The 20,656-nt window shown below is 64.2% G+C and carries 18 protein-coding genes; 3 read left to right on the plus strand and 15 right to left on the minus strand.

What is annotated here, in order from left to right:
• The first annotated feature begins 95 nt into the window (after positions 1-95).
• A complete protein-coding gene (locus tag AB843_RS21090) occupies positions 96-1,013 on the plus strand; it encodes a LysR substrate-binding domain-containing protein (RefSeq protein ID WP_082143932.1) in 918 nt (305 codons plus the stop codon).
• Positions 1,014-1,073: 60 nt separating this feature from the next.
• Here the strand turns inward: AB843_RS21090 and AB843_RS21095 are convergent, their stop codons facing one another.
• The 9 genes from AB843_RS21095 to AB843_RS21135 form a co-directional block, all read right to left on the minus strand.
• On the minus strand, positions 1,074-2,114 hold the full coding sequence (locus AB843_RS21095; protein ID WP_048648875.1) for a LacI family DNA-binding transcriptional regulator: 1,041 nt from the start codon (positions 2,112-2,114) through the stop codon (positions 1,074-1,076).
• 162 nt (positions 2,115-2,276) lie between these two features.
• Entirely contained in the window at positions 2,277-3,758 is a 1,482-nt protein-coding gene (locus AB843_RS21100) for a neutral/alkaline non-lysosomal ceramidase N-terminal domain-containing protein (protein WP_342022366.1), read from the minus strand.
• Complete coding sequence (locus tag AB843_RS21105; RefSeq protein WP_048648877.1) at positions 3,698-5,425, minus strand: IlvD/Edd family dehydratase; 1,728 nt, start codon at positions 5,423-5,425, stop codon at positions 3,698-3,700. Before AB843_RS21105 ends, AB843_RS21100 begins: the two co-directional genes overlap by 61 nt.
• 70 nt (positions 5,426-5,495) lie before the next feature.
• A complete protein-coding gene (locus AB843_RS21110; RefSeq protein WP_048648878.1) occupies positions 5,496-6,488 on the minus strand; it encodes an ABC transporter ATP-binding protein in 993 nt (330 codons plus the stop codon).
• Positions 6,485-7,498 carry an ABC transporter ATP-binding protein gene (locus AB843_RS21115; protein WP_048648879.1) on the minus strand — a complete coding sequence of 338 codons (1,014 nt, stop codon included), beginning with the start codon at positions 7,496-7,498 and terminating at the stop codon, positions 6,485-6,487. The genes AB843_RS21110 and AB843_RS21115 overlap by 4 nt, the downstream gene beginning before the upstream one ends.
• Positions 7,499-7,500: 2 nt before the next feature.
• Entirely contained in the window at positions 7,501-8,394 is an 894-nt protein-coding gene (locus tag AB843_RS21120; RefSeq protein ID WP_082143933.1) for an ABC transporter permease, read from the minus strand.
• Positions 8,391-9,335, minus strand: coding sequence for an ABC transporter permease (locus AB843_RS21125; protein ID WP_048648880.1), 945 nt, complete (start codon positions 9,333-9,335; stop codon positions 8,391-8,393). The genes AB843_RS21120 and AB843_RS21125 overlap by 4 nt, the downstream gene beginning before the upstream one ends.
• A gap of 61 nt (positions 9,336-9,396) precedes the next feature.
• On the minus strand, positions 9,397-10,974 hold the full coding sequence (locus tag AB843_RS21130) for an ABC transporter substrate-binding protein (RefSeq protein ID WP_048648881.1): 1,578 nt from the start codon (positions 10,972-10,974) through the stop codon (positions 9,397-9,399).
• Between the two features lie 106 nt (positions 10,975-11,080).
• Positions 11,081-11,761, minus strand: coding sequence for an RraA family protein (locus tag AB843_RS21135; protein WP_048648882.1), 681 nt, complete (start codon positions 11,759-11,761; stop codon positions 11,081-11,083).
• Positions 11,762-11,890: 129 nt separating this feature from the next.
• Between AB843_RS21135 and AB843_RS21140 the strand changes: the two genes are divergently transcribed.
• Entirely contained in the window at positions 11,891-12,625 is a 735-nt protein-coding gene (locus AB843_RS21140; protein WP_048648883.1) for an SDR family oxidoreductase, read from the plus strand.
• 251 nt (positions 12,626-12,876) lie between these two features.
• Entirely contained in the window at positions 12,877-13,752 is an 876-nt protein-coding gene (locus AB843_RS21145) for an alpha/beta fold hydrolase (protein WP_157384568.1), read from the plus strand.
• 24 nt (positions 13,753-13,776) lie between these two features.
• On the opposite strand, the gene AB843_RS21150 is transcribed toward AB843_RS21145, so the two are convergent.
• From AB843_RS21150 to AB843_RS21175, 6 genes are read right to left on the minus strand one after another with little or no spacing between them, the layout of a single operon-like run.
• Entirely contained in the window at positions 13,777-14,895 is a 1,119-nt protein-coding gene (locus tag AB843_RS21150; RefSeq protein ID WP_048648885.1) for a mandelate racemase/muconate lactonizing enzyme family protein, read from the minus strand.
• A 12-nt stretch (positions 14,896-14,907) separates the two neighbouring features.
• Positions 14,908-15,870, minus strand: a complete 963-nt coding sequence (locus AB843_RS21155) for an ABC transporter ATP-binding protein (RefSeq protein ID WP_048648886.1) — start codon at positions 15,868-15,870, stop codon at positions 14,908-14,910.
• Complete coding sequence (locus tag AB843_RS21160; protein WP_425286831.1) at positions 15,867-16,874, minus strand: ABC transporter ATP-binding protein; 1,008 nt, start codon at positions 16,872-16,874, stop codon at positions 15,867-15,869. Before AB843_RS21160 ends, AB843_RS21155 begins: the two co-directional genes overlap by 4 nt.
• The gene (locus tag AB843_RS21165) at positions 16,871-17,767 is read right to left on the minus strand and encodes an ABC transporter permease (RefSeq protein WP_048648887.1); all 897 of its coding nucleotides are present in this window, start codon (positions 17,765-17,767) and stop codon (positions 16,871-16,873) included. The genes AB843_RS21160 and AB843_RS21165 overlap by 4 nt, the downstream gene beginning before the upstream one ends.
• A gap of 7 nt (positions 17,768-17,774) precedes the next feature.
• Positions 17,775-18,716, minus strand: a complete 942-nt coding sequence (locus AB843_RS21170; protein WP_048648888.1) for an ABC transporter permease — start codon at positions 18,714-18,716, stop codon at positions 17,775-17,777.
• A gap of 59 nt (positions 18,717-18,775) precedes the next feature.
• Positions 18,776-20,359, minus strand: coding sequence for an ABC transporter substrate-binding protein (locus AB843_RS21175; RefSeq protein ID WP_048648889.1), 1,584 nt, complete (start codon positions 20,357-20,359; stop codon positions 18,776-18,778).
• Between the last annotated feature and the right edge of the window lie 297 nt (positions 20,360-20,656).

Genomic DNA, 20,656 nt, shown 5'->3' on the forward strand with positions numbered 1-20,656 from the left:
TCACTCATTGCCTTGACAAGACGATGTCACAGGGAAGAATGTGCGTGCAAACCAATATTCCTCTTGGTCAGCATCAAATGGATTGAGTCTTATCGATGGTGCGTCATCTACCACCGCTGCCTGCGTTGCGTGCATTCGAGGCCGCGGCGCGCCATCTCAGCTTCGCCCGGGCCGGTGGTGAACTCGGCGTGACGCCGGGCGCCGTCAGCCACCAGATGAAGCAGCTCGAGAAGTGGGTCGGCGGGCCGTTGTTCGAACGACGCGCCAATGGCGTGTGCCTGACCGAAACCGGCCGCGTCTTCTCAACGCGTCTGCGGGCCATCTTTGATCAGCTTACCGCCGTGAGCGTGGCGGCGCGGGTGCCCGGCGGGTTGAGCGCGGTCACCGTGCGATGCCAGTTTTCGCTCGCAACCAAATGGCTCACGCCGCGCATCAGGAGGTTTCGGGAGGCCCACCCGGATATCTCCGTCGCCATCATGGCCCTGCCGCACCGCTGGAGCGCCAACGAACCCGATCCCGATCTTGCGATCTACCATGGTCGCGGCACAATTCCGGGCGTGCGCCAGGACACGCTCGTCAACGGCAGCCTGATCGTCGTCGGCACTCCCGCGCTTACAGCGACCCTGCCGCCCGCGCCGACGCCCGCAGACTTGCTATCGAGGCCGCTCCTCAAGATGGATTTTACCGAACCTGGCTGGCACGACGAAGGGTGGGAGGCGTGGTTTGCCGCGACCGGTTTCGGACATCTCGAACTCCGTTCGACCTTGTCCTTCAACCTGGTTCATCTGGCCATCGACGCCTGTCTGGCCGGCGCAGGCTTTGCATTGGTGCCCGACTTCCTGGTCGAAACGGAGCTTGATGCCGGCCGCCTGGTCGATGCATTCGGCATCTCACTGCCGATCAGGCAGCCATACGTGATCATGACGCCGGAAGCCAGCCTGGCGCGATCGGAGGTCGCGGTCCTGCGAAGCTGGCTTCTCGACGAAGGGCTGACGACAACGCGCACAAGGTGACAGCCCACGGATGCCATCGCTCGGAGGCTTGATTGCGAAGATCAACCCCTACCCTCTCCGTCAGCCGATCGACCCACCCTCGACGACATTGACAGGCATCATGAGATGATGCGGCCCAGCCCTCTCGTCCTTGATGAGGCCGATCAGGATCTTGCTGATTTCCTGCCCGATCTCGTAGGCGGGCGAGGCAACGCTGCACAGCGTGGGCTTGGAGAACTTCTGGAACAGGAACGCATTGTAGCCCGTGATCATCAGGTCGCCGGGCACGGACAAGCCGCATCGCTCCGCCGCCTGCATGGCGGCGAGGCCGAGCTGGTCGTTTCCGCCCATCACCGCGTCGGCATTCGGATGGGCCCGCAGCCACGATTCGATCTGTCCGATGGACGCCTCGAAATCGTCTTCGCTGCACGACAGATAGTCGATCCGTGCGCGGTTGCCCGCTGCCGCAGCAGCGGCGGCGGCGCGCCGTTCCATTGCCGGCCAGATCTGGCGCGAGGCTGCGAACAGGATCCGTTTCGCCCCCTTTTGAAGGAGACGCTCGACAAGCATCCCTGCTCCTGCCCCGTCGTCCTGGCGGACGGAAGATATCTCGGGAAGGTCCGGTGGAGGATCGTCCTGGACAACGACCATCGGCAGGTTCAGCCGCGCGAGCGTGTGGTAGACCTGAAGCCGCTGCTCGCGCTCGCCCGAGACCATGACCGCGAACCCGTCATAGCCGAAGCTGCGCTCCATGAGCGTGTCGAGGGCTTCCATATTGCGCAACCCGTTCACCACGAGGCTGTAGCCGATGGTGGCGAGATAATTGCTCATCCCGGCAGCGACCTGGGTGATATAGGGGTCGTCCAGAAAGCGGTGGTCGGGATGCAACACCGTCAGGCCCAGCGCGAACTCCCGCTGCAGCCGCAGGCTGCGGCCGCTGCGCTGGGGCCGGTAATCCAGTTCGCGGATCGCCTCGCGCACCCGTGCCGCCACCTCGTCGCCGACGCGCGCCATGCGCAGGTTGATGACGTTCGACACCGTCATCACCGAGACATTGGCAAGCTTTGCCACATCCTTGAGGCTGGGCTTTGTCGACCGCCCTCGTGCGGATTTCTTGGCCATCGTGTTGGACCCACTGGTGCCCCGGAACCGGGCCGTTCAAAGTGCTTTAGCCGATATACGCCGAATTGCTCCCCTGCGGGCATCGAGACTGTGGACAACCGAAGGTTCACGTCCTCGAAAAACCGATGCACCGTTCCAGGGACCTGTTTTTGGTGGCGGGGTTCACGCGGCGTGGAGCGCGCGAACCAGATCGATCGCCGTTTGGCGGAACACGGCCTCTGCGTTCTTCGCCACGTAACAGGCGAGTTCCACCTCGTAGCCGCCCTCGGCGTAGCAATCGGCCGGAGGCAGGTAACCTTCGGTGCCGTTGGTATACCCGCCGACGAAGGTGACAGGAAAAGGCGAGGCCGCGCGGATGGCAAGCCCCGTTGCCGAGAAGATTTCCATGGGCGCCGAAACCAGCACCGCGTCACCGATGCGCAGCGCGCGGATTTCGATTGGAACCGTCGAAACACCCTGCACCCGTTTTGCCATGACGAGCATGATATCGGCGCGCCGTGCGCGGAAATGAACATCGGCAAGCGTCGCGTGGTCGGCACCAGCCGCCTTCAGCGCCTGGAGTTCAGCCTTGGTCGTCGCCGCGCGCTCCTCCAGAACCTCGATGGGCTCGAACGGCTTGACGGGAAGTTCGGCCACGGCCCGCGCCGTCCGGACTGTGGCCGGGTTGTCGGGAAGCACCGTTCGCTTGTGCAGGCCGAGCGGCGCGCCCGATTCCACCACATGGCTGTATTCCATGCGGTGGTTCATGGGGGACATGGCGGCCAGCGTCGTCGCCGCGTCGGCCGCGATCCGATTGCCGATGCGTTCGGCGAGCCGGACGTCGCCGCTCAACGCCTCAAAGGGGATCTGGTCGCCCGCGCTGCCCTGGAGAAAGAGGCAGGTACCGCCGATGAGCTTTTCGACACCCTCCTTGAGCGCGCCCGGGAACTCGGCGCTGATCGCCGTATTCTGATGGGCAAGGACGATCGGATGGGTGCCGTAGCCGACGACGCTCGCGATCGTGTTTCCATCCAGGTCGTCGAAACGCAGGAGCAGGATGGTCGTGTCGCGCAGCCCGCCCTGATGCGGGCTCACCACCATCCGCCCCTCAGGCGTCGAGAACCGGCGATTGAGCGTGACCTCGCTGGTGCCGTAGCCTGACGCGACCCGGGCCGGCTTGAGGCTTTCCACGGCCGCGCGCGCCACCGAAAGAACGGCCTGCCGGCACTTCTCGCGCCAGGCCGGCATCAGTTCCATGCCGGGCATGTCGGGGGTCAAGCCGTTCGTCGTTTCGGCGTTCCACACCGGTGCGCTGTGGGTATGGGTCGCGCCGATGGAAACATCTTGTGCCGGAACACCCGTCTCCCGTTCAATGGCTGCGCGCATCTCGTCGCAGACACCCGTCGGCAATCCCGTCAGGTCGAGATCGCAGATCAGAAGCCGTTCGCTGCCGTTCTCGAGGCAGAGCGCCGTCGCACGAAGCGGCAGGTGAACGCTTTCGGCCAGATCGACAGCGCGCGCGCCCCAGAGAATATGGGGAATGCCAACCGGCGGCGTCATGTCCGCGCGCCCCACTCCGCATTTGAACAAGGTCGTCTCCTTCATCATACGTAATCCCGCGCGACGGCGGCCCCGCGCCGGCCCTTCAGGAGCTCGAAATCGCATCCCTCGTCGGCCTGCAGTATCTGCTCGGAAAAGAGGCGCTCGAAGCCGCTGGCGGGCGGCATGGCCGGTGACCACTCCGCCTTGCGGCGGGCAAGCTCCTCGTCGGAGACTTCGAGCGTGATCGCATTCGCCGTGGCGTCGATGGAGATCATGTCGCCGTTTTGCACCAGCGCCAGCGGCCCGCCTATGGCCGCTTCCGGCGCAACATGCAGGATGACCGTGCCATAGGCCGTGCCGCTCATGCGCGCGTCGGAAATGCGCACCATGTCGGTAACGCCCTTCTGGAGCAGCTTGCGCGGCAATCCCATATTGCCCACTTCCGGCATGCCCGGATAGCCGCGCGGTCCGCAATTCTTGAGAACCAGCACGCTCTCCTCGTCGACCTCCAGGCCGGGATCGTCGATGCGCGCGTGATAATCGTCAATGTCTTCGAAAACCACCGCAGCGCCGCGATGCGTCATCAGTGCGGCGGTCGCCGCCGAGGGCTTCATGATCGCCCCGTTCGGCGCGAGATTTCCGCGCAGCACCACGATGCCGCCGTCTTTCGTAAGCGGGTCGGTCATCGGCCTGACAACCTCCTCGTTCAGCACCCGGATCGCGCCGTTGTTCTCTGCGATGGTGCGGCCGTTCACCGTCAGGCAATCGCCATGCAGCCGCCCCGCATCGAGAAGCCGCCGAAGCACGGCCTGCATGCCGCCAGCATTGAAGAAATCTTCCATCAGGAAGCGGCCCGACGGCATGAGATCGACAATGGTCGGGATGTTGCGGCCGATACGATTCCAGTCGTCGAGCCCGAACGGCACCTCGACGCGGCCCGCCAGCGCCTGGAGATGGATCACGGCGTTGGTCGAGCCCCCGATGGCTGCATTGGCGCAGATGGCGTTCTCGAAGGCCTCTCGCGTCAGGATGCGCGACATGCAAAGGTCCTGATGCACCATCTCGACGGCGCGTCGGCCGCTCATGAAAGCCAGGACGCGCCGGCGCGCGTCCACCGATGGAATGGCGGCGTTGCCCGGCAGCGTGATTCCCATCGCTTCCGACAGGCAAGCCATGGTCGATGCGGTGCCCATCGTGTTGCATGTGCCGGGTGAGCGGCTCATGGCCGCCTCGGCGGCGGAAAACTGCGCTGTCGTGATCGTGCCGGCCCGCATTTCCTCGCTGAGGCGCCAGACATCGGTGCCCGACCCCAGAACCTCGCCGTTGAAGCTGCCGCTCAGCATCGGCCCGGCCGAAACGAGCAGGGTCGGCAGGTTACAGCTCGCCGCCCCCATGAGAAGCGCCGGCGTGGTCTTGTCGCAGCCAGCCAGAAGCACCACTCCGTCGATGGGATTGGCGCGGATGCTTTCCTCCACCTCGATGGCGGCGAGGTTGCGGAACATCATCGCCGTGGGGCGCATGTTCGATTCCCCGAGCGACATCACCGGAAACTCGACCGGAAAACCGCCTGCCTCGAACACGCCGCGCCTGACATGCTCGGCAAGGTCGCGAAGCTGGCCGTTGCAAGGCGTAAGCTCCGACCACGAATTGCAGATGCCAATGACCGGCCGGCCATCGAAGAGATGCGGGGGGAACCCCTGGTTCTTCATCCAGCTTCGATGGATGAAGGCGCCCTTTTCCTGGCCCCCGAACCATTCGCTGGAGCGCAACGGATCTTTTTTCCTGGTCATTCATGTTCTCGCAAGGTTGGCATCGCGGCGATGGTGTCGATGCTTTCGCAGTATCCGTCCTGCGCGGCCGTCAGGCGGCTGCGGCATGCAGGTCCTCGGCAAAGTGGCAGGCCACCTGGTGGCGGCCATCCAGCTGCCGCAGCGCCGGCGGCTGCTGACGGCAGACATCCCGCGCGAATGGGCAGCGCAGGCTGAAGCGGCAACCCGGCGGCGGGTTCAGCGCGCTGGAGACCTCGCCCCCAAGGCGCGCGCGCTTGCCCCTCAATCGCGGGTGGGCGACCGGGATCGCGGCCAGAAGCGCCTGCGTGTAGGGATGCCGCGGCGCGGAATAGAGCGCATTCTTGTCGGCGATTTCCACCACCTCGCCCAGATACATGACCGCCACGCGGTCCGAGATGTGCCGGACGACCGACAGGTCGTGCGCGATGAAGAGGTAGGAGAGGTTGAACTCTTCCTGGAGGTCCTGGAGCAGGTTGATGACCTGCGCCTGCACGGAAACGTCCAGGGCAGACACCGCCTCGTCGCAGACGATGAAGCGGGGATCGGCCGCAAGCGCGCGGGCGATGCCGATGCGTTGGCGCTGACCGCCGGAAAACTCGTGCGGGAAACGCGTGATATGGGCCGCGTTGAGGCCAACCTTGTCGAGCAGCATTCGTGCCCGCTCGCGCATCTCCCTGCGCGACATGCCGCCCTGCAGGTAGAGCGGTTCGGTGACGATATCCTCCACCGTCATGCGTGGATTGAGCGAGCTGAACGGATCCTGGAACACGATCTGGATGGACTTGCGGATCTTCTTGAGTTGCCTCGCATCGAGCTGGAGAAGGTCCTGCCCCTGGAAGAGCACCTTCCCATTGTTGGGCTCGATCAATCTCAGAAGCAGGCGTCCCGTCGTCGACTTGCCGCAGCCGGATTCCCCCACAAGGCCGAGCGTTTCGCCCTCCGCAATGTCGAAGCTCACGCGGTTGACGGCCTGAACCGTGCCGATGGTGGTGCCGCGAAACGGGCTGCGCATGGTGAAGTGCTTCGACAGGTCCCGAACAGACAGTAACGGCGCGTTGCTCATGCGTCGGCTTCCTCTGGTTGTGCCGCTGCGGCGACGAGCTCGTCCGCCCGGATGCAAGCCGATGCGTGCGTCCCGCGCAGGCCGATCATCGGCGGGCGCCCCGCCTCGCAGGTTGGCAGCGCAAGACCGCAGCGCGGCGCGAAGCGGCAGCCGGGCGGCAACGCGCTGAGGCTTGGCAGCGAACCGGGAATGGTGGTGAGCCGGCGCGGGTTGCCCGTGAGCTCCGGCGTGCATTGCATGAGCCCCTTCGTATAGGGGTGGCCCGGCCGGTCGAAGATTTCGGTCACCGGTCCCTGCTCCGCGATGCGGCCGGAGTACATGACCACCACCTTGTCGGCGCATTCCGCGATCACGCCCATGCTGTGCGTGATGAGGACGATTGCCATCTTGGTTTCGGACTGGATTTCGAGGAGCAGGTCGAGAAGCTGCGCCTGGATGGTGACGTCGAGCGCCGTCGTCGGCTCGTCTGCCAGAAGCAGTTTCGGCGAACAGGACAGGGCGATCGCGATCATCACGCGCTGCCGCATGCCGCCCGAAAGCTGGTGCGGATAGTCGTTCATGCGTTGGATCGGCGATGGGATCCCGACCTTCGACAAGAGCTCCACGCCCCGGTCGAACGCCGCGCGGTGGCTGATGCGTTCGTGGATGCGGATCGGTTCGATCAGCTGGTCGCCGATCTTCAGCACCGGGTTGAGCGAACTCATCGGTTCCTGAAAAATCATGCCGATGGCGCGCCCGCGCAATCGGCGCATCTCCCGCTCCGACGCGCGGACGAGATCATGCCCGTCGAAGAGGATGCGCTCGGCGGTAACCCGCGCCGTGTCTTTCGGCAGGAGCCCCATGATCGCAAGCGCGGTCACGCTCTTGCCCGAGCCGCTCTCGCCGATGAGGCCGACGATCTCGCCCGCGTTGACGTCGAAGCTGACGTCATCGACCGCGACCGCCGTGCCCTCATCCCCGGAAAAGGTCGTGCGCAGCCCCTCGACGCGCAGGATTGGTTCTGTCTGCATCGTTAGTGTTCCATCTTGACGCGAGGGTCGAGCACATCCCGCAATCCGTCGCCAAGAAGGTTCAGGCCGAGGACGGTGATCGCGATCGCCATGCCGGGGATGACGGTCATCCAGGGCGCTTCGCGGATATAGCTGCGGCCTTCCGAGATCATGATGCCCCAGCTCGGATCCGTCGGCGCGGCGCCAAGGCCGAGAAAGCTCAGTACCGCTTCGGAAAGGATCGCATAGGCGAAGACGAAGCTGAGCTGGACCACCAGCGGCGCCATGCAGTTGGGCAGGATGTGGCGGCGCAGTATATGCAGGTCTCCCGCCCCCGCCGCCCGTGCCGCATTGACGAATTCGAGTTCCGTCACCTGCATCACCGAAGCGCGCAGAATGCGCGCGGTGCGCGGAATATAGACGACGGCAAGCGATATGACCGCCGTCATGGCCGAAGCACCCATAGCCGCGGCGATGCCGATTGCCAGAAGCACCGAGGGAAAGGCCATCAGTGCGTCGGACAGACGCATCAGGATGCCGTCAAGACGCCGGAAATAGCCGGCAAGCGCTCCCAGAAGCACACCGAAGACCGCATTGAGCAGCACCACGCCGAGACCGATCGCGAGGCTGAGCCGCGCGCCCCAGGCCACACGGCTGAAGAGGTCACGGCCCAGATTGTCCGTCCCCAGGAGAAAATCGAGGGATGGCGGCTGGAAACGCGAGCGGATGGCCATCTTGTTCGGGTCGACCGGCGAGAGGACCGGCGCCAGGACGGCGATAACCGTAACGAAGAGGCAAAGCCACAGGCCGATCATGAAGGAGCGGTGCCGCAACAGGCGCCGGACGCGCCGCCCGCCCATGAACCGCCGCAGGAAGGACGGCTCGCTTCGCGTGTCGTTCATTTCCAGACTGGTCATTGGACGCGTACCCTCGGATCGAGCCAGGCATAGAGCACATCGACGGCGATGTTCAGGATGAGCAGCACCGCTGCCACGAAGATCAGTCCTCCCTGGATCATCGGATAGTCCCGCCCCAGGATCGCATTGCCGAGCAACGCTCCGATCCCCGGCACGGCAAAGATCGTTTCGACGATGACCGACCCCGAAAGAAGCACCGACAGGATCATGCCGAGCACGGTGACCACGGGGATCAGCACATTGCTCATCGCGTGCTTGATGATCACCCGCGGTTCGCTCGCGCCCTTGGCGCGCGCGGTGCGGATGTAGTCCTGGCCGAGCACTTCGAGCATGGTGGAGCGCGTGAGCCGGGCCAAAAGACCGATCTGCATCAGGGCCAGCGACAAGGCCGGCATCGTTGCCGCGAGGAACCAGCCGATGGGATCCTCGAAGAAGGGAACATAGCCGCCGGTCGGCAACCATCCCAGATGGACGGAGAACAGGACGATCATCACGAGCCCGAGCCAGAAATTGGGAACCGAGACCCCGATGAGCGCGAATGCCATGGCCACCTGATCGATCCAGCGATTGTGCTTCATCGCCGCGACGACGCCGATGAAGAGACCGAAGACGATGGTCAGGATGAGCGAATAGATCGCCAGCGAAATACTGATCGGGGACCGCTCGATGACCACTTTCAGAACCGGTTCGCCGAGGATGATCGAATAGCCGAGATCCCCTTGAAACAGATTGCCGTAAAAGATCATGATCTGCGTCAGGAGAGACTTGTCGAGCCCCAGGGTCTGGCGCAGATGAACGAGCTCATCGGGCGTGGCGTTGGGCCCCGCCAGAACAGCGGCGGGATCCCCGGGCACCAATTGCATGATCCCGAACGAGATCAGGCTGACGAGAAGAAGAATCGGCACGGCCTGGGCTATGCGCCTCAGCGTGTAAGCAAGCATGCGACCTCCATACGTTTCCGTGCAGGCTCATGCATGTCGAGACATGGGTCTGGGAGGCGGGTTACTCCGCCAGCCAGATATTCGACACGCGCGTGTTGAAGAATGGCACGTAGCCCTTCACATTTGCACGCGTTGCCTGGTTCTTCGGCGTGACGCCGAAGGGAATGGCCATCACCTCCTCGAACACGCGCTCCTGCGCCTTGGCGAACGCTGCCTTGCGCTCATCGAGGTCCGGGCTGGTGCTCAGAACGTTGAACCGCTCCATGAACTGCGGATCGGACTTGTTGTCCTTCGGCTTGTGCACGTTGGACGGGTCGGCAAGGTTGCGCAGCGACTGGGCGCCGCCCTGGGCCGTCACCGTTATCCAGCCGGTGTAGAAGAAGTTCCATCCCTTGGTCTCGTTGACGCTCATGCCGAGCGCCGTCGGCCAGTCGAGCACCACGAGCTCCGCATTGAGGCCGGCGGCCTTCATCTGCTCCGACATCACCACCGCCGCGGTGTAGAGCCGCGGAATGTCGCGCGTCGTCAGGAGCCTGACCGGCTCGCCATCGTAACCGGCCTCCTTGAGCAAGGCCTTGGCCTTCTCAGGGTCGTTCTGGTTGTAGTACTGGCTGCCGGCTTCCGAATAATAGAGCTGGCCGGGGAACTGGAAGGACGGGTTGAGACTGTAGGAACCGTCACTCATCGCATCCATGATCTCGTCGAGATTCAACGCTGCCTGGATGGCCTGCCGCACCTTGAGATTGTCGGTGGGCGGCTCCGAGAGGTTCGGGTAGGTCAGCCAGAGCGCCGCATGCTTCAACTGGGTCTGGACGATGTCCTTGTTGCCGGCGATTCGTTCCTTCGAAAGCGTCGGCACGTCCTCGACGATATCCACCTCGCCCGTTTCGAGTGCCGCAAGGCGGGCGCCGGGTTCGGCCAGCGTGCGGAAGGTGACTGTATCCACGCAAGCCTGTTTGCGCCCCGCGAAGCCCGACATGCTCTCGAGTGTTTCATTGGGCTTGTAGTCCTCGTAGCGCTTGAGCTTCACATGGCTGTCAGCCACGAATTCCTCGAGTTGGAACGGGCCGGTGCCGATCGGCTCGAGACGGGTCGCCTCGGCACTCGCCTGCTCTGTCGGAACGACGACAATCGGCACCGTCGAGGCCGAAATGCTCTCGAGGAAGCTTGCCTGCGGCTCCTTCAGGACGATCTTGAACGTCGCGCCGTCCGGCGTCTCCCAATGATCGACACTGCCGAGCGCTGAACGATCGACGCCGATACGGCTGTAGCGATCGAAGGAGGCAGCCACATCCGCTGAGGTCAACGGCTTGCCGTTGTGGAATTTCACGCCGGAGCGCAGCTTGAACGTGTAGGTCAATTTGTCATCGCTGACGTCGAGCGAATCCGCCAGATCGAGGATCGGCGCCATGTTTTCGTCGCGCGTCATGAGCGTTTCGAAAATGTTCATCGCCACGTTGCGCGTCGCGTTCGCCGCATTCACATGCTGGTCGAGCGTGCCGAGCTTGGCCTCCATGCCCAGCACGAGATCGCCGCCGACATTGCCGCAAAGTTCCGCGTAGGCCGGGCCCGCAGCCATCGCCATCGCGCCGGCGACGAGCAGGCCGCGCAGCCGGTTTTTCGAGTTTCTGTGCGTCATTTTCCCTCTACCCCTCTGTGTTTTTCTTGGCGTAGTTCCCTTCAAGTCACGGCCCTGCGCCGCGACTTGAAGGTTTCGCTTTATGACAAGTGTGCGTCAGGAAGACTCACAGGATGCCATACTTCGCGAACACGGTTGCGAGGCGTTCCCCCGCCTCGAGATCGGCCAGCGTGTTGCGTTCGCCGCGAAGGCGCTCCTGCGCGACCTCAAGAACCTTGGCCTCGATTTCCTGCGGAACGACGATCACCCCATCCGCGTCTCCGAACACGAGATCGCCGCTGCGCACGGTAACGCCGGCGCATTCGATACCCGTATCGAGCGCGACGACCTTGCCACGCCCCTTGCAGTCGAGCGGCGCGATGCCGCCGTGAAACACCGGAAAGCCCGCCACCAGGATTTCGCGCGTATCGCGCACCAGCCCGTCCATGACCGCACCCGTCGCGCCACGGAATTTCGCAGCGGTGCTCAGCAACCCACCCCATGGCGCCATGCGCCCGGACGTGCCACAGGCGAAAACCGGGATCTCGTCGCTCTTCAGGTCGTCGACGAGCCTGATCTCGAGCTCATAGGGATTCTCGCCCGGCGCAGGTCGCTCATAGACGTCCATGCAAAGCGCGGTACGGGCCCGGCCGACCATGACGAGCGCGCTGTCGAGCGGCCGAATCCTATGATGCATGGCCTGATTCATATATCCGAGATCGTCCAGCACGTCGGAAAGAAGAGCTGTGAAGAAGCGCTCCCTGAGTTCGGTCAGGGTCGGTTGCGGTTCGGTTTCCAGGGTGGCCATCGTAGCGGTCGCCTTCGTCGTGTCTGTATGCTTGAATTGCGTTTGGTTTATCGTTAAATCATAGGCGAAGGCCGGCGCGAGTCAATAGCGAATTTCGAAGGCCGTCACTCTAGCGTTCAAGGATGGGAAATGGGCTCACTGACAGGAAAGACCGCCTTCGTTACCGCCGCGGGGCAGGGAATTGGCCTTGCGAGCGCCCGCGCGCTGGCCAGAGCCGGCGCAAAGGTTCACGCGACCGACATCAATGGGGAGAACCTCACGGCATTCGCTGCCGAGGATGGCTCCATCGAGGCGCATCGGCTCGACGTCAGGAACGAGAGGGCAATCGCCGACCTCGTCTCGGGGATCGGCCGTATCGACATTCTCTTCAACTGCGCGGGCATCGTGCACAACGGCACGGTTCTGGACGCAAAGGACGACGAGATCGACCTGGCCATGGACCTCAACGTGAAGGCGATGGTCCGCACCATACGCGCCGTTCTGCCGGCCATGCTGAAACAGGGCGAGGGAAGCATCATCAACATGGCGTCTGTCGTCTCCAGCGTGAAGGGTGCGCCCAACCGCTGCGTCTACGGGCTGACCAAGGCAGCCGTCATCGGCCTCACCAAATCCGTCGCCGCCGACTACGTGGATCGCGGCATCCGCTGCAATGCCATCTGCCCCGGCACGGTCGACAGCCCGTCGCTGCGCCAACGGCTCGAGGCGACCGGCGATTACGCAGCCGCCCGCAAGGCCTTCATCGCCCGCCAGCAGATGGGCCGGCTCGGAACTTCTGAGGAAATCGCCGATCTCGTGGTTCACCTGGCCGGCGCCACCTACACCACCGGGCAGACCTGCATCATCGACGGCGGCTGGACGATCTAGGGTCAGGACCTATTGATCTGGCTGTCCCGCCGCAAGCCTGATAATTTGGTTGTCAGAGTGAACTATTTAGTTCACTCTGACAACCAACATGTCGATGCATCATACCGTGCCCCGGTGCCGTGCCACCGCAACGCGGCGGATTTCCAGAGAGAGCGGAATGGCCTGCAAATTGCTCAACCCACAGTCGCATCGCCGGCGTGCGACCTTCACGCCCATTCCGTCGAAGGACAGACCGCGCTGGGTGGATGAGGATGAAACCGACCGCCGGGACGCGTTCGGGAGCAAGGGTACGCTACGTGAGTAATCCGGGTGTCGTGCCGACACCGCTGCCCAGGCCGGTCGAGCAGATGGAAGGCCATGTCGATGTCGGCAACGGACATCAGATCTGGTATTTCGATACCGGCGGCGCGGGCAGTGCGATCGTCATGCTTCACGCCGACACCGGTTCGGGTCTGGCCTGGGGATATCAGCAGCCGGCCTTCTCCGCCCATCACCGCGTCATCGGCTATTCCCGGCGCGGCCGCCGGATGTCGATCATGGGCGATCCACAAACACCGGGCATCGCTTCTGAGGACCTGCTGCGGCTCGCGGACCATCTGAAACTCGACAGGTTTCACCTGCTCGGTACGGCCGCCGGCGGCATGATCGCCACGGACTTCACGGTCTCGCACGAGGACCGGCTCCTGTCGCTGATCCTGGCGAACACCATCGTCGGCATCACCAACGACGACTACCAGGCGATCCATACACTGATCCGGCCCGAAGAATTCGCCAGCCTGCCGAGCGACTTCAAGGAACTCGGGCCATCCTACCGCCATCTCGACGTCGAGGGCCGCAAGCTCTGGAACGAGATCGCCGACAACGCCGGGATCGGCAGCATGAAGAGCCAGACCTTTGCCAACAAAGTGACATGGGATCATCTGGCCGCATGGAAGCTGCCGGTGCTGCTTGTGACCGGCGATGCCGATCTTTACAGCCCGCCCTCCATGATGCGTTTGGTGGCGAGCCGCATCCGTGGCGCGGAAAACTTCCTCATTCCCGAGTGTGGCCATTCCGGCTATTGGGAACGGCCAGACATCTTCAACCGCGTCGTGCTCGACTTCATCGCGCGCCAGGATCACGCGTGACCCCTGGCGCGCGGTAGCGGGCGCCTATTGCGCCGCGACCAGCAATCCCGGATCGAAGCGCACACCCGAGCCGACGCGGTCGGCGACCGCGAGATCGCCGGCCTGCACGTCCAATCCGACATAGGGATCGTCGAGCAGATGGTCGAACTCGGCGATCTCGTGCGGATAGGTCTGGTTGTGGAAACACGCACCCAGGTGCAACGATTGGGCGGCGATGAGCCGCGGCCCGAAGGTGGCGCCGATGCGGCAGGCCACCCCCGACATCTCGCAGATGCGCGCGGCGAGAAGCGTGGCGCGCAATCCGCCGAACTCCGGCACCTTCAGGTTGACGCTGTCGACGGCTTCCATGGCGACGAGTTCCATCACGTCGCGCGGCGAGGACACCGCCTCGTCGGCCTCGACGAGCATGTCGAGGCTCTGGCGCACCAGCCGGAGGCCGGCGCGGTCGCCGGCGCGCACCGGCTGCTCGACGAGATCGACGCCATAGGGGCCGAGTTGGCGCATCGTCATGATCGCGCCCTTCGGGCTGTAGGTCTGGTTGGCGTCGACGGAGAGCCTGACCGCTGCGCCCACCCGGCGGCGAACCGTGGCGACGCGTGCGATATCGGTCGAGGCGTCGCCGGAAAGCTTCACCTTCAGGCACCGATAGCCCCTGGCAGCGAGCGCCGCCGCCGCCTCCCCCATGGCATCGGGAGATTTCAGCGGCACGATGCGCGACATGGTCAGTTGCCGGGTCAGCGCGCCACCGAACAGATGGTGCAACGGCACGCCAAGGATCGCGGCGACAAGCTCGTGCAGCGCCATGTCGATCGCCGCGCGACAATGGCGATGGCCGTCGAAGCTGCGGTCGATGTCGCGCAGGATATCCTCAAGGTCGAGCGGGTCGCGGCCGACGACATGCGAACGCATACCGTCGAGGGCCTCGCCAAGGCCAGCCAGCGTATCGGAGAGAAGCGGCAGCGCCAAAGCATATCCGTGCCCCTCGAGGCCATCATCGGCGACGATCCGCACGATCAGCCCATCGACGACGGGAATGCCGCCGCGCGCGAACTTCCATTCCGGGTCCTCCTGGCGCTGCCGGCAGGGAAAGTGTTCGACGGCCGCAATGCGGCGTCCGCGTTTGGGTAGCGCGCCTTCAAGCATCGGTGTCCTTCCTCATCTCAGGTGACAGGCGACCTGGCGACCTTCCCCGAGATCGCGCAGCGCCGGAACCGCCTCGGCACAGCCGGGCTCGGCGATCGGGCAGCGCGTGCGGAACGGGCAGCCGGACGGCGGCGAGGTCGGGCTCGGCGCGTCGCCGCAAAGCAGCAGCCGTTCCTTCTTCTGCCGGGGGTGGGAACTGGGTGCCGCGGCCAGCAGCGCCTGGGTATAGGGATGCCGCGGATCGGAAAACAGCGTCTGCCGGTCCGCCATCTCGACGATGCGCCCCAGATACATCACAGCGACGCGGTGGCTGATGTGCTCGACCACGGCGAGATCGTGCGCAACGAAGAGATAGGCAATGCCGAGTTCGCGCTGAAGATCGGTCAGCAGGTTGATGACCTGGGCCTGCACCGAAACGTCAAGCGCCGACACCGGCTCGTCACAGACGATCAGCTTCGGCTCCAGCGCCAGAGCCCGCGCGATGCCAAGTCTCTGGCGCTGGCCGCCGGAGAACTCGTGCGGGAAGCGCGCCACATAGTCGGAGCGCAATCCGACGCGGTCGAACAGGCTGGCGACGCGTGTCCGCACCTCCTCCCGGCCAATACCGAAATTGCGCAACGGTTCGGCGACGATGTCGCCCGCCCTCATGCGCGGGTTGAGCGATGAATACGGGTCCTGGAAGATGATCTGCACGTCGCGCCGCTTGTGCCGCATCGCGCCCGCGCCGAGCGTGGAAATATCCTCGCCGCAAATGCGGATGCTGCCTTCGGTCGTCTCGGTCAGCCGGACGATCATCTTGGCGGTCGTGGACTTGCCGCAGCCAGATTCGCCGACAAGACCGAGCGTCTCGCCGGAGGAAATGGTGAAGGACACACCATCGACGGCAGCGAGCGTCCGCGTCGGCTTGCGAAACAGCCCGCCGTCAAGCGCATAATGCTTCTTCAGCCCCGAGACTTCGAGCAAGGCGGTGCTCATTGCGCCACCTCCGCCGGCGCCCCGGTGTGCCAGCAGGCCACCCAGTGACGCGGCCCCGTCTCGGTGAGCGGCGGCTCCTCGGTTGTACACAGCGCGGTCGCATGGGCGCAGCGCCCGGCAAAGCGGCATCCGGGTGGCGGGTCGAGCAGCGAAGGCACCATGCCTGGAATTTCCTTGAGCCGCTGCCCGTTGCCCAGGCCACGGTGGAGATGCGGCATCGAGGCCATCAACCCTTTCGTGTAGGGGTGACGCGGCCGGTCGAACAGGTCCCCGACATCGGCCTCCTCGACCTTGCGACCGGCATACATGACGATGACCCGCTGGCAGGTCTCGGCGACAACGCCGAGATCGTGGGTGATCAGCACCACCGCCGTGCCGAGCCGCTTCTGCAGGTCGCTCATCAGCGCGAGGATCTGAGCCTGGATGGTCACGTCGAGCGCGGTCGTCGGCTCGTCGGCGATCAGCACCTTAGGGTCGCAGGCGAAGGCCATGGCGATCATGATGCGCTGGCGCATGCCGCCGGAAAGCTGGTGCGGGTATTCGCGCATGCGCTGATCCGGCTCCGGAATCTGCACGAGGCGCAGCATGTCGACCGCACGCTGCCAGGCCTCCTTGCCTGATACGCCACGGTGTCGGCGGATCGTCTCGATCAGCTGGCAGCCTATCGACAGCACCGGGTTGAGCGAGGTCATCGGCTCCTGGAAGATCATCGATATCTCATTGCCGCGGATCTCGCGCATCTCTTTCTCGGAAAGCGCCAGGAGGTCGCGCCCCTGGAGCCTGATCGCGCCGTTGACGATGCGCCCTGAAGGGCTCTGCACAAGCCGCATGACAGAGAGCGAGGTCACGCTCTTGCCGCAGCCGGATTCGCCGACGATGCCCAGCGCCTCTCCGGCGCCCACATGGCAGGTCAGATTGTCGACGGCGCGCACGACGCCGTCACGGGTGAAGAAATGGGTCGACAGGTCGTCGATCTGGAGAATAGGGGTTTCCATGTCGGTCACTGCCTGCGTGAGAGCTTGGGATCGAGGATGTCGCGCAGCCCGTCGCCGATCAGGTTGATCGAGAGCACGGTGAATCCCAGGAAGAGGCCGGGGAAGAGCACGACCCAGACAGCAAGCCCGAAGACCTTGCGCCCTTCAGCGATCACGCTGCCCCAGGTGGATGTCGGGGGCGGCAGGCCGACGCCCAGGAAGGAGAGATAGGCCTCACCAAGGATGGCGAAAGCGCAGATGAAGGTCGCCTGCACGATCAGCGGCGCCACGGTGTTCGGCATGATGTGGCGGATCAGGATCATGTGGAAGCGCGTGCCGACGGCGCGCGCCGCGTCGACGAAGGGCTGTTCGCGAAGGCTCAGCACCATGGCGCGGACGAGCCGCACCACGCGCGGGATTTCCGGAATCACCAGGGCGAAGACGACCGTCTCGATGCTCGCCGTCGTCAAGGCGACGAGCGCGATGGCGAGAAGAATACCGGGGATCGCCATCATCGCGTCCATGACGCGCATGAGGACGGCGTCGGCGATCCGGCTGAAGCCGGCGACGAGGCCTATGGCAAGCCCGATGCCGACGGAGAAGAGCGCCACGGTCAGCCCGACGACCAGCGAAATGCGGCCGCCCCAGATGACGCGGCTCAGGACGTCGCGACCAAAGGCATCGGTGCCGAAGAGATGCGCTGCGGACGGCGGTTTCAGGCGTTCGGCGGGATTGATCGCGTCGGGATCGTAGGGCGCGATCAGCGGCGCGAGCGCCGAGCAGGCGACAATCAGCGTCAGGATCAGCGCGCCGATCGCTATGTTGGGATGACGGCGGACAAAGCGCGCGAACCTGGCGAGGCGCCCCTTGGTGGGGGCGGTCGACCGCGCGGCGGGAAGGGAAACGGTATCGGTCACGGCCATTATCGCCTCAGTAGCGGATGCGGGGATCGAACAGGGCGTAGGACAAGTCGATCGCCAGATTGATGAGCACATAGGCGGCGGAGAACAGGAGGATCACGCCCTGGATCACCGGGAAATCACGCCGGATGACGGCATCGATGGTGAGCCGCCCGATGCCGGGGATGGCAAACACCGTCTCGGTAACGACAACACCGCCGATCAGCGCCGCGATGCCGAAGCCGATGGTGGTGACGATCGGATTGGCGGCATTCTTCAGGGCATGGAGGACGAGAATGCGCGTGTTGCCGAGGCCCTTGGCGCGGGCGGTGCGGATGTAATCCTGGTTCAGGACCTCGAGCATCGTCGCCCGCGTCATCCGCGCGATGAGCGCCAGGAAGACCAGGCCGAGCGAGACGACCGGAAGCACGAGATGGCGCAGATAGGGCCCGACACCGCCTGCGAGCGGTTTGTAGCCCTGCACCGGCAGGAGCCTGAGCTCGATGGAGAACTGGTAGATCAACAGGTAGCCGACGAGGAAGACCGGCATCGAAAAGGCGATGACGGCGAGCGCCATGATGAGATGGTCGACCCAGGTGCCGGCGTTCCAGGCGGCGAGCACACCCATCGGCACGGCGAGCGCGACGGCGAAGACGATGGTGAAGAGCGCGATCGAGAGCGTCGGTTCGATGCGCTGGCCAACGAGGTCGAGCACCGGCATCCTGTTGAGGATCGAGGTGCCGAAATCACCGCTCAAGACTTGCCCGAACCAGCTCACGAACTGGTGCAGGAGTGGCCGGTCGAGACCCATCGCGATGCGGATCTTCTCGACCTCCTCGGGGGTCGCAAGTTCGCCGGCGATACGCGAGGCGGGATCGACGGAGCCGATATGCATCAGCATGAAGGTGATGATCGCCACGATCAGCATCACGGGCACCGCGGCGGCGAGACGTTTGAGAGTGTAGGCCAGCATGATCGCCTCCTCGAGATTTGGGGGAGATGGGCGGCCGCAAGGGCCGCCCAGTCACTCGGTCATTCGGCGACGGAGATGTTCCAGAACACCGGAATGGGAGAATCGATCATGCCTTCGACCTGCCGGTTGTAGGCGGTCGACTGCTTGTACTGGCCGGTCAGGACGTAGATCGCGTCGCTATAGGCCTCTTCCTGGATCGCGGCGGCGATCTTCTTCTGCTCTTCAGGATCGAAGGCGGCCAGGAACTGGTTGCGCAGGTCCTGGATCTTCTCGTTGGTCGGCCAGCCCACGGAGGCGTTCTTCTCGCCGCCGGCCCTGAGCGCGTTGTTCAGCGTCGGCACCGAATAGTTGGTAGCGTCCGCCCAGGTGAGGAACAGGTTCCAGCTTTCCGGCTCCTTGTTGCCGGCAAGCGCGAAGAGCGAGCCGGCGTCGGTGGCGCGGACCTCGACGTTGATGCCGATCTCGCGGAGATTGGCGACGGCGACGATGGTCTGGTTGTGCGGCACCGTGTCGTCGGTGGGATCGAGCACGATGACCTTCTCGCCATTGTAGCCGCCCTCGGCAAGAAGCGCCTTGGCCTTCTCGACATCCTTGGCTTTCAGCCAGTCGCCAGCGCCGGCTTCGGTCGCGAACCGCGTGCCGCAGACGAAGAACGAGACGCAGGTCTCGGTATTCTCTTCGCCGGAAGTGACCTGCATGAAGTCCTGCTGCGCCACCGTCGCCATCACCGCCTTGCGGATCGCGGCGTTGTTGAAGGGCGGCTGCATGTGGTTGAAGCGCAGCATCGTCTGGATGCCGAACGGATCGGTCGAGCGGATAACGACATCCTCGTTGCCCTCGAGCATCGGCAGGAGGTCGGCCGGCGGCACCTCGACCCAGTCAACTTCGCCGTTGGCGAGCGCGGAGACCGCCGTGGCCCCGTCGGGCATGACCGTCCATTCGACGCGGTCGACCTTGGCGACCTTGCCGCCAGCCATGAAATCGGCGGGTTCCTGGCGCGGGACGTAGTCGGCGAATTTCTTGTAGACGATCTTGCTGCCGGGCATCCATTCGTCCTTGGCCAGATAGAACGGGCCGGAGCCCGTCGAATCCTCGATCGAGGCGAAGGGATCGGTCTTGGCGATGCGCTCCGGCATCATGAAGGGCACGTTCGAACCGGTCTTGGCGAGTGCCGCGAGCACGTGGCCGAACGGCTTGGCAAGCTTGATCTCGAAGGTATCCTCGCCGGTGGCCTTGATGCTCTCCATCGCCGCGAACATTGCTATGCCCATGGAATCGCGCTTGCCCCAGCGCTCGAGCGAGGCCACGCAATCAGCAGCGCGCACCGGCTGGCCGTCATGCCATTTGAGCTCCGGCCGGAGCTTGAACGAATAGCTCATGCCATCTTCGGACACCGTCCAGGTGTCGATCATCTGAGGCTTGATCTCATTCTTGCTGTCGAAAGCGAACAGCGTGTCGTAGATCATGTAGCCGTGGTTGCGGGCCATGTAATCGATGTTGAGGATCGGGTCGACGACGACGAGGTCGCCATGCGGCACGAAGCGCAAAACGGATTCGGCCTGCGCCAGCGACACCGCGCCAAGGCCGATACCGGCGGTGACGACTGAACGGACGATGAAAGACGTGAAACTGCGGTTCCTCATGGATGCTCCTCCCAGCAAAATCCAGAAATCATTCTGAAACGCGCCGCAGTCACATGACTGCACCGCTGCTGGTTCGGAGAGCTCACTGCGTGCCAGCTTTTCTTGCCGGGACGCCGCAAACCGCCTTGCACCAGAAATAGTAGATATCGTTCAGATAGGTGTCAACACACCCTTGCGCGGTACAGGATTGGCGATGGCGTTCGGCGCGTGCAATATCGAAAGACGCAACCGATCCCGTGCGGGTTCGGGTGCAGCCGCAAGTAGGCCTACAACCACTCTCGACCGAAGTCAGGGCGT

Origin of the sequence: Nitratireductor soli (assembly GCF_001050155.1) — a bacterium.
GTDB classification, from domain to species: domain Bacteria; phylum Pseudomonadota; class Alphaproteobacteria; order Rhizobiales; family Rhizobiaceae; genus Nitratireductor; species Nitratireductor soli.

Coding starts and splice junctions, on each gene's coding strand:
- AB843_RS21115 (WP_048648879.1), bottom strand. CDS start 7,498: ATGCAGACAGAACCAATCCTGCGCGTCGAGGGGCTGCGCACGACCTTT.
- AB843_RS21170 (WP_048648888.1), bottom strand. CDS start 18,716: ATGCTGGCCTACACTCTCAAACGTCTCGCCGCCGCGGTGCCCGTGATG.
- AB843_RS21090 (WP_082143932.1), top strand. CDS start 96: ATGGTGCGTCATCTACCACCGCTGCCTGCGTTGCGTGCATTCGAGGCC.
- AB843_RS21130 (WP_048648881.1), bottom strand. CDS start 10,974: ATGACGCACAGAAACTCGAAAAACCGGCTGCGCGGCCTGCTCGTCGCC.
- AB843_RS21135 (WP_048648882.1), bottom strand. CDS start 11,761: ATGGCCACCCTGGAAACCGAACCGCAACCGACCCTGACCGAACTCAGG.
- AB843_RS21100 (WP_342022366.1), bottom strand. CDS start 3,758: ATGCGATTTCGAGCTCCTGAAGGGCCGGCGCGGGGCCGCCGTCGCGCG.
- AB843_RS21105 (WP_048648877.1), bottom strand. CDS start 5,425: ATGACCAGGAAAAAAGATCCGTTGCGCTCCAGCGAATGGTTCGGGGGC.
- AB843_RS21175 (WP_048648889.1), bottom strand. CDS start 20,359: ATGAGGAACCGCAGTTTCACGTCTTTCATCGTCCGTTCAGTCGTCACC.
- AB843_RS21140 (WP_048648883.1), top strand. CDS start 11,891: ATGGGCTCACTGACAGGAAAGACCGCCTTCGTTACCGCCGCGGGGCAG.
- AB843_RS21145 (WP_157384568.1), top strand. CDS start 12,877: ATGAAACCGACCGCCGGGACGCGTTCGGGAGCAAGGGTACGCTACGTG.
- AB843_RS21125 (WP_048648880.1), bottom strand. CDS start 9,335: ATGCTTGCTTACACGCTGAGGCGCATAGCCCAGGCCGTGCCGATTCTT.
- AB843_RS21155 (WP_048648886.1), bottom strand. CDS start 15,870: ATGAGCACCGCCTTGCTCGAAGTCTCGGGGCTGAAGAAGCATTATGCG.
- AB843_RS21095 (WP_048648875.1), bottom strand. CDS start 2,114: ATGGCCAAGAAATCCGCACGAGGGCGGTCGACAAAGCCCAGCCTCAAG.
- AB843_RS21165 (WP_048648887.1), bottom strand. CDS start 17,767: ATGGCCGTGACCGATACCGTTTCCCTTCCCGCCGCGCGGTCGACCGCC.
- AB843_RS21150 (WP_048648885.1), bottom strand. CDS start 14,895: ATGCTTGAAGGCGCGCTACCCAAACGCGGACGCCGCATTGCGGCCGTC.
- AB843_RS21110 (WP_048648878.1), bottom strand. CDS start 6,488: ATGAGCAACGCGCCGTTACTGTCTGTTCGGGACCTGTCGAAGCACTTC.
- AB843_RS21120 (WP_082143933.1), bottom strand. CDS start 8,394: ATGACCAGTCTGGAAATGAACGACACGCGAAGCGAGCCGTCCTTCCTG.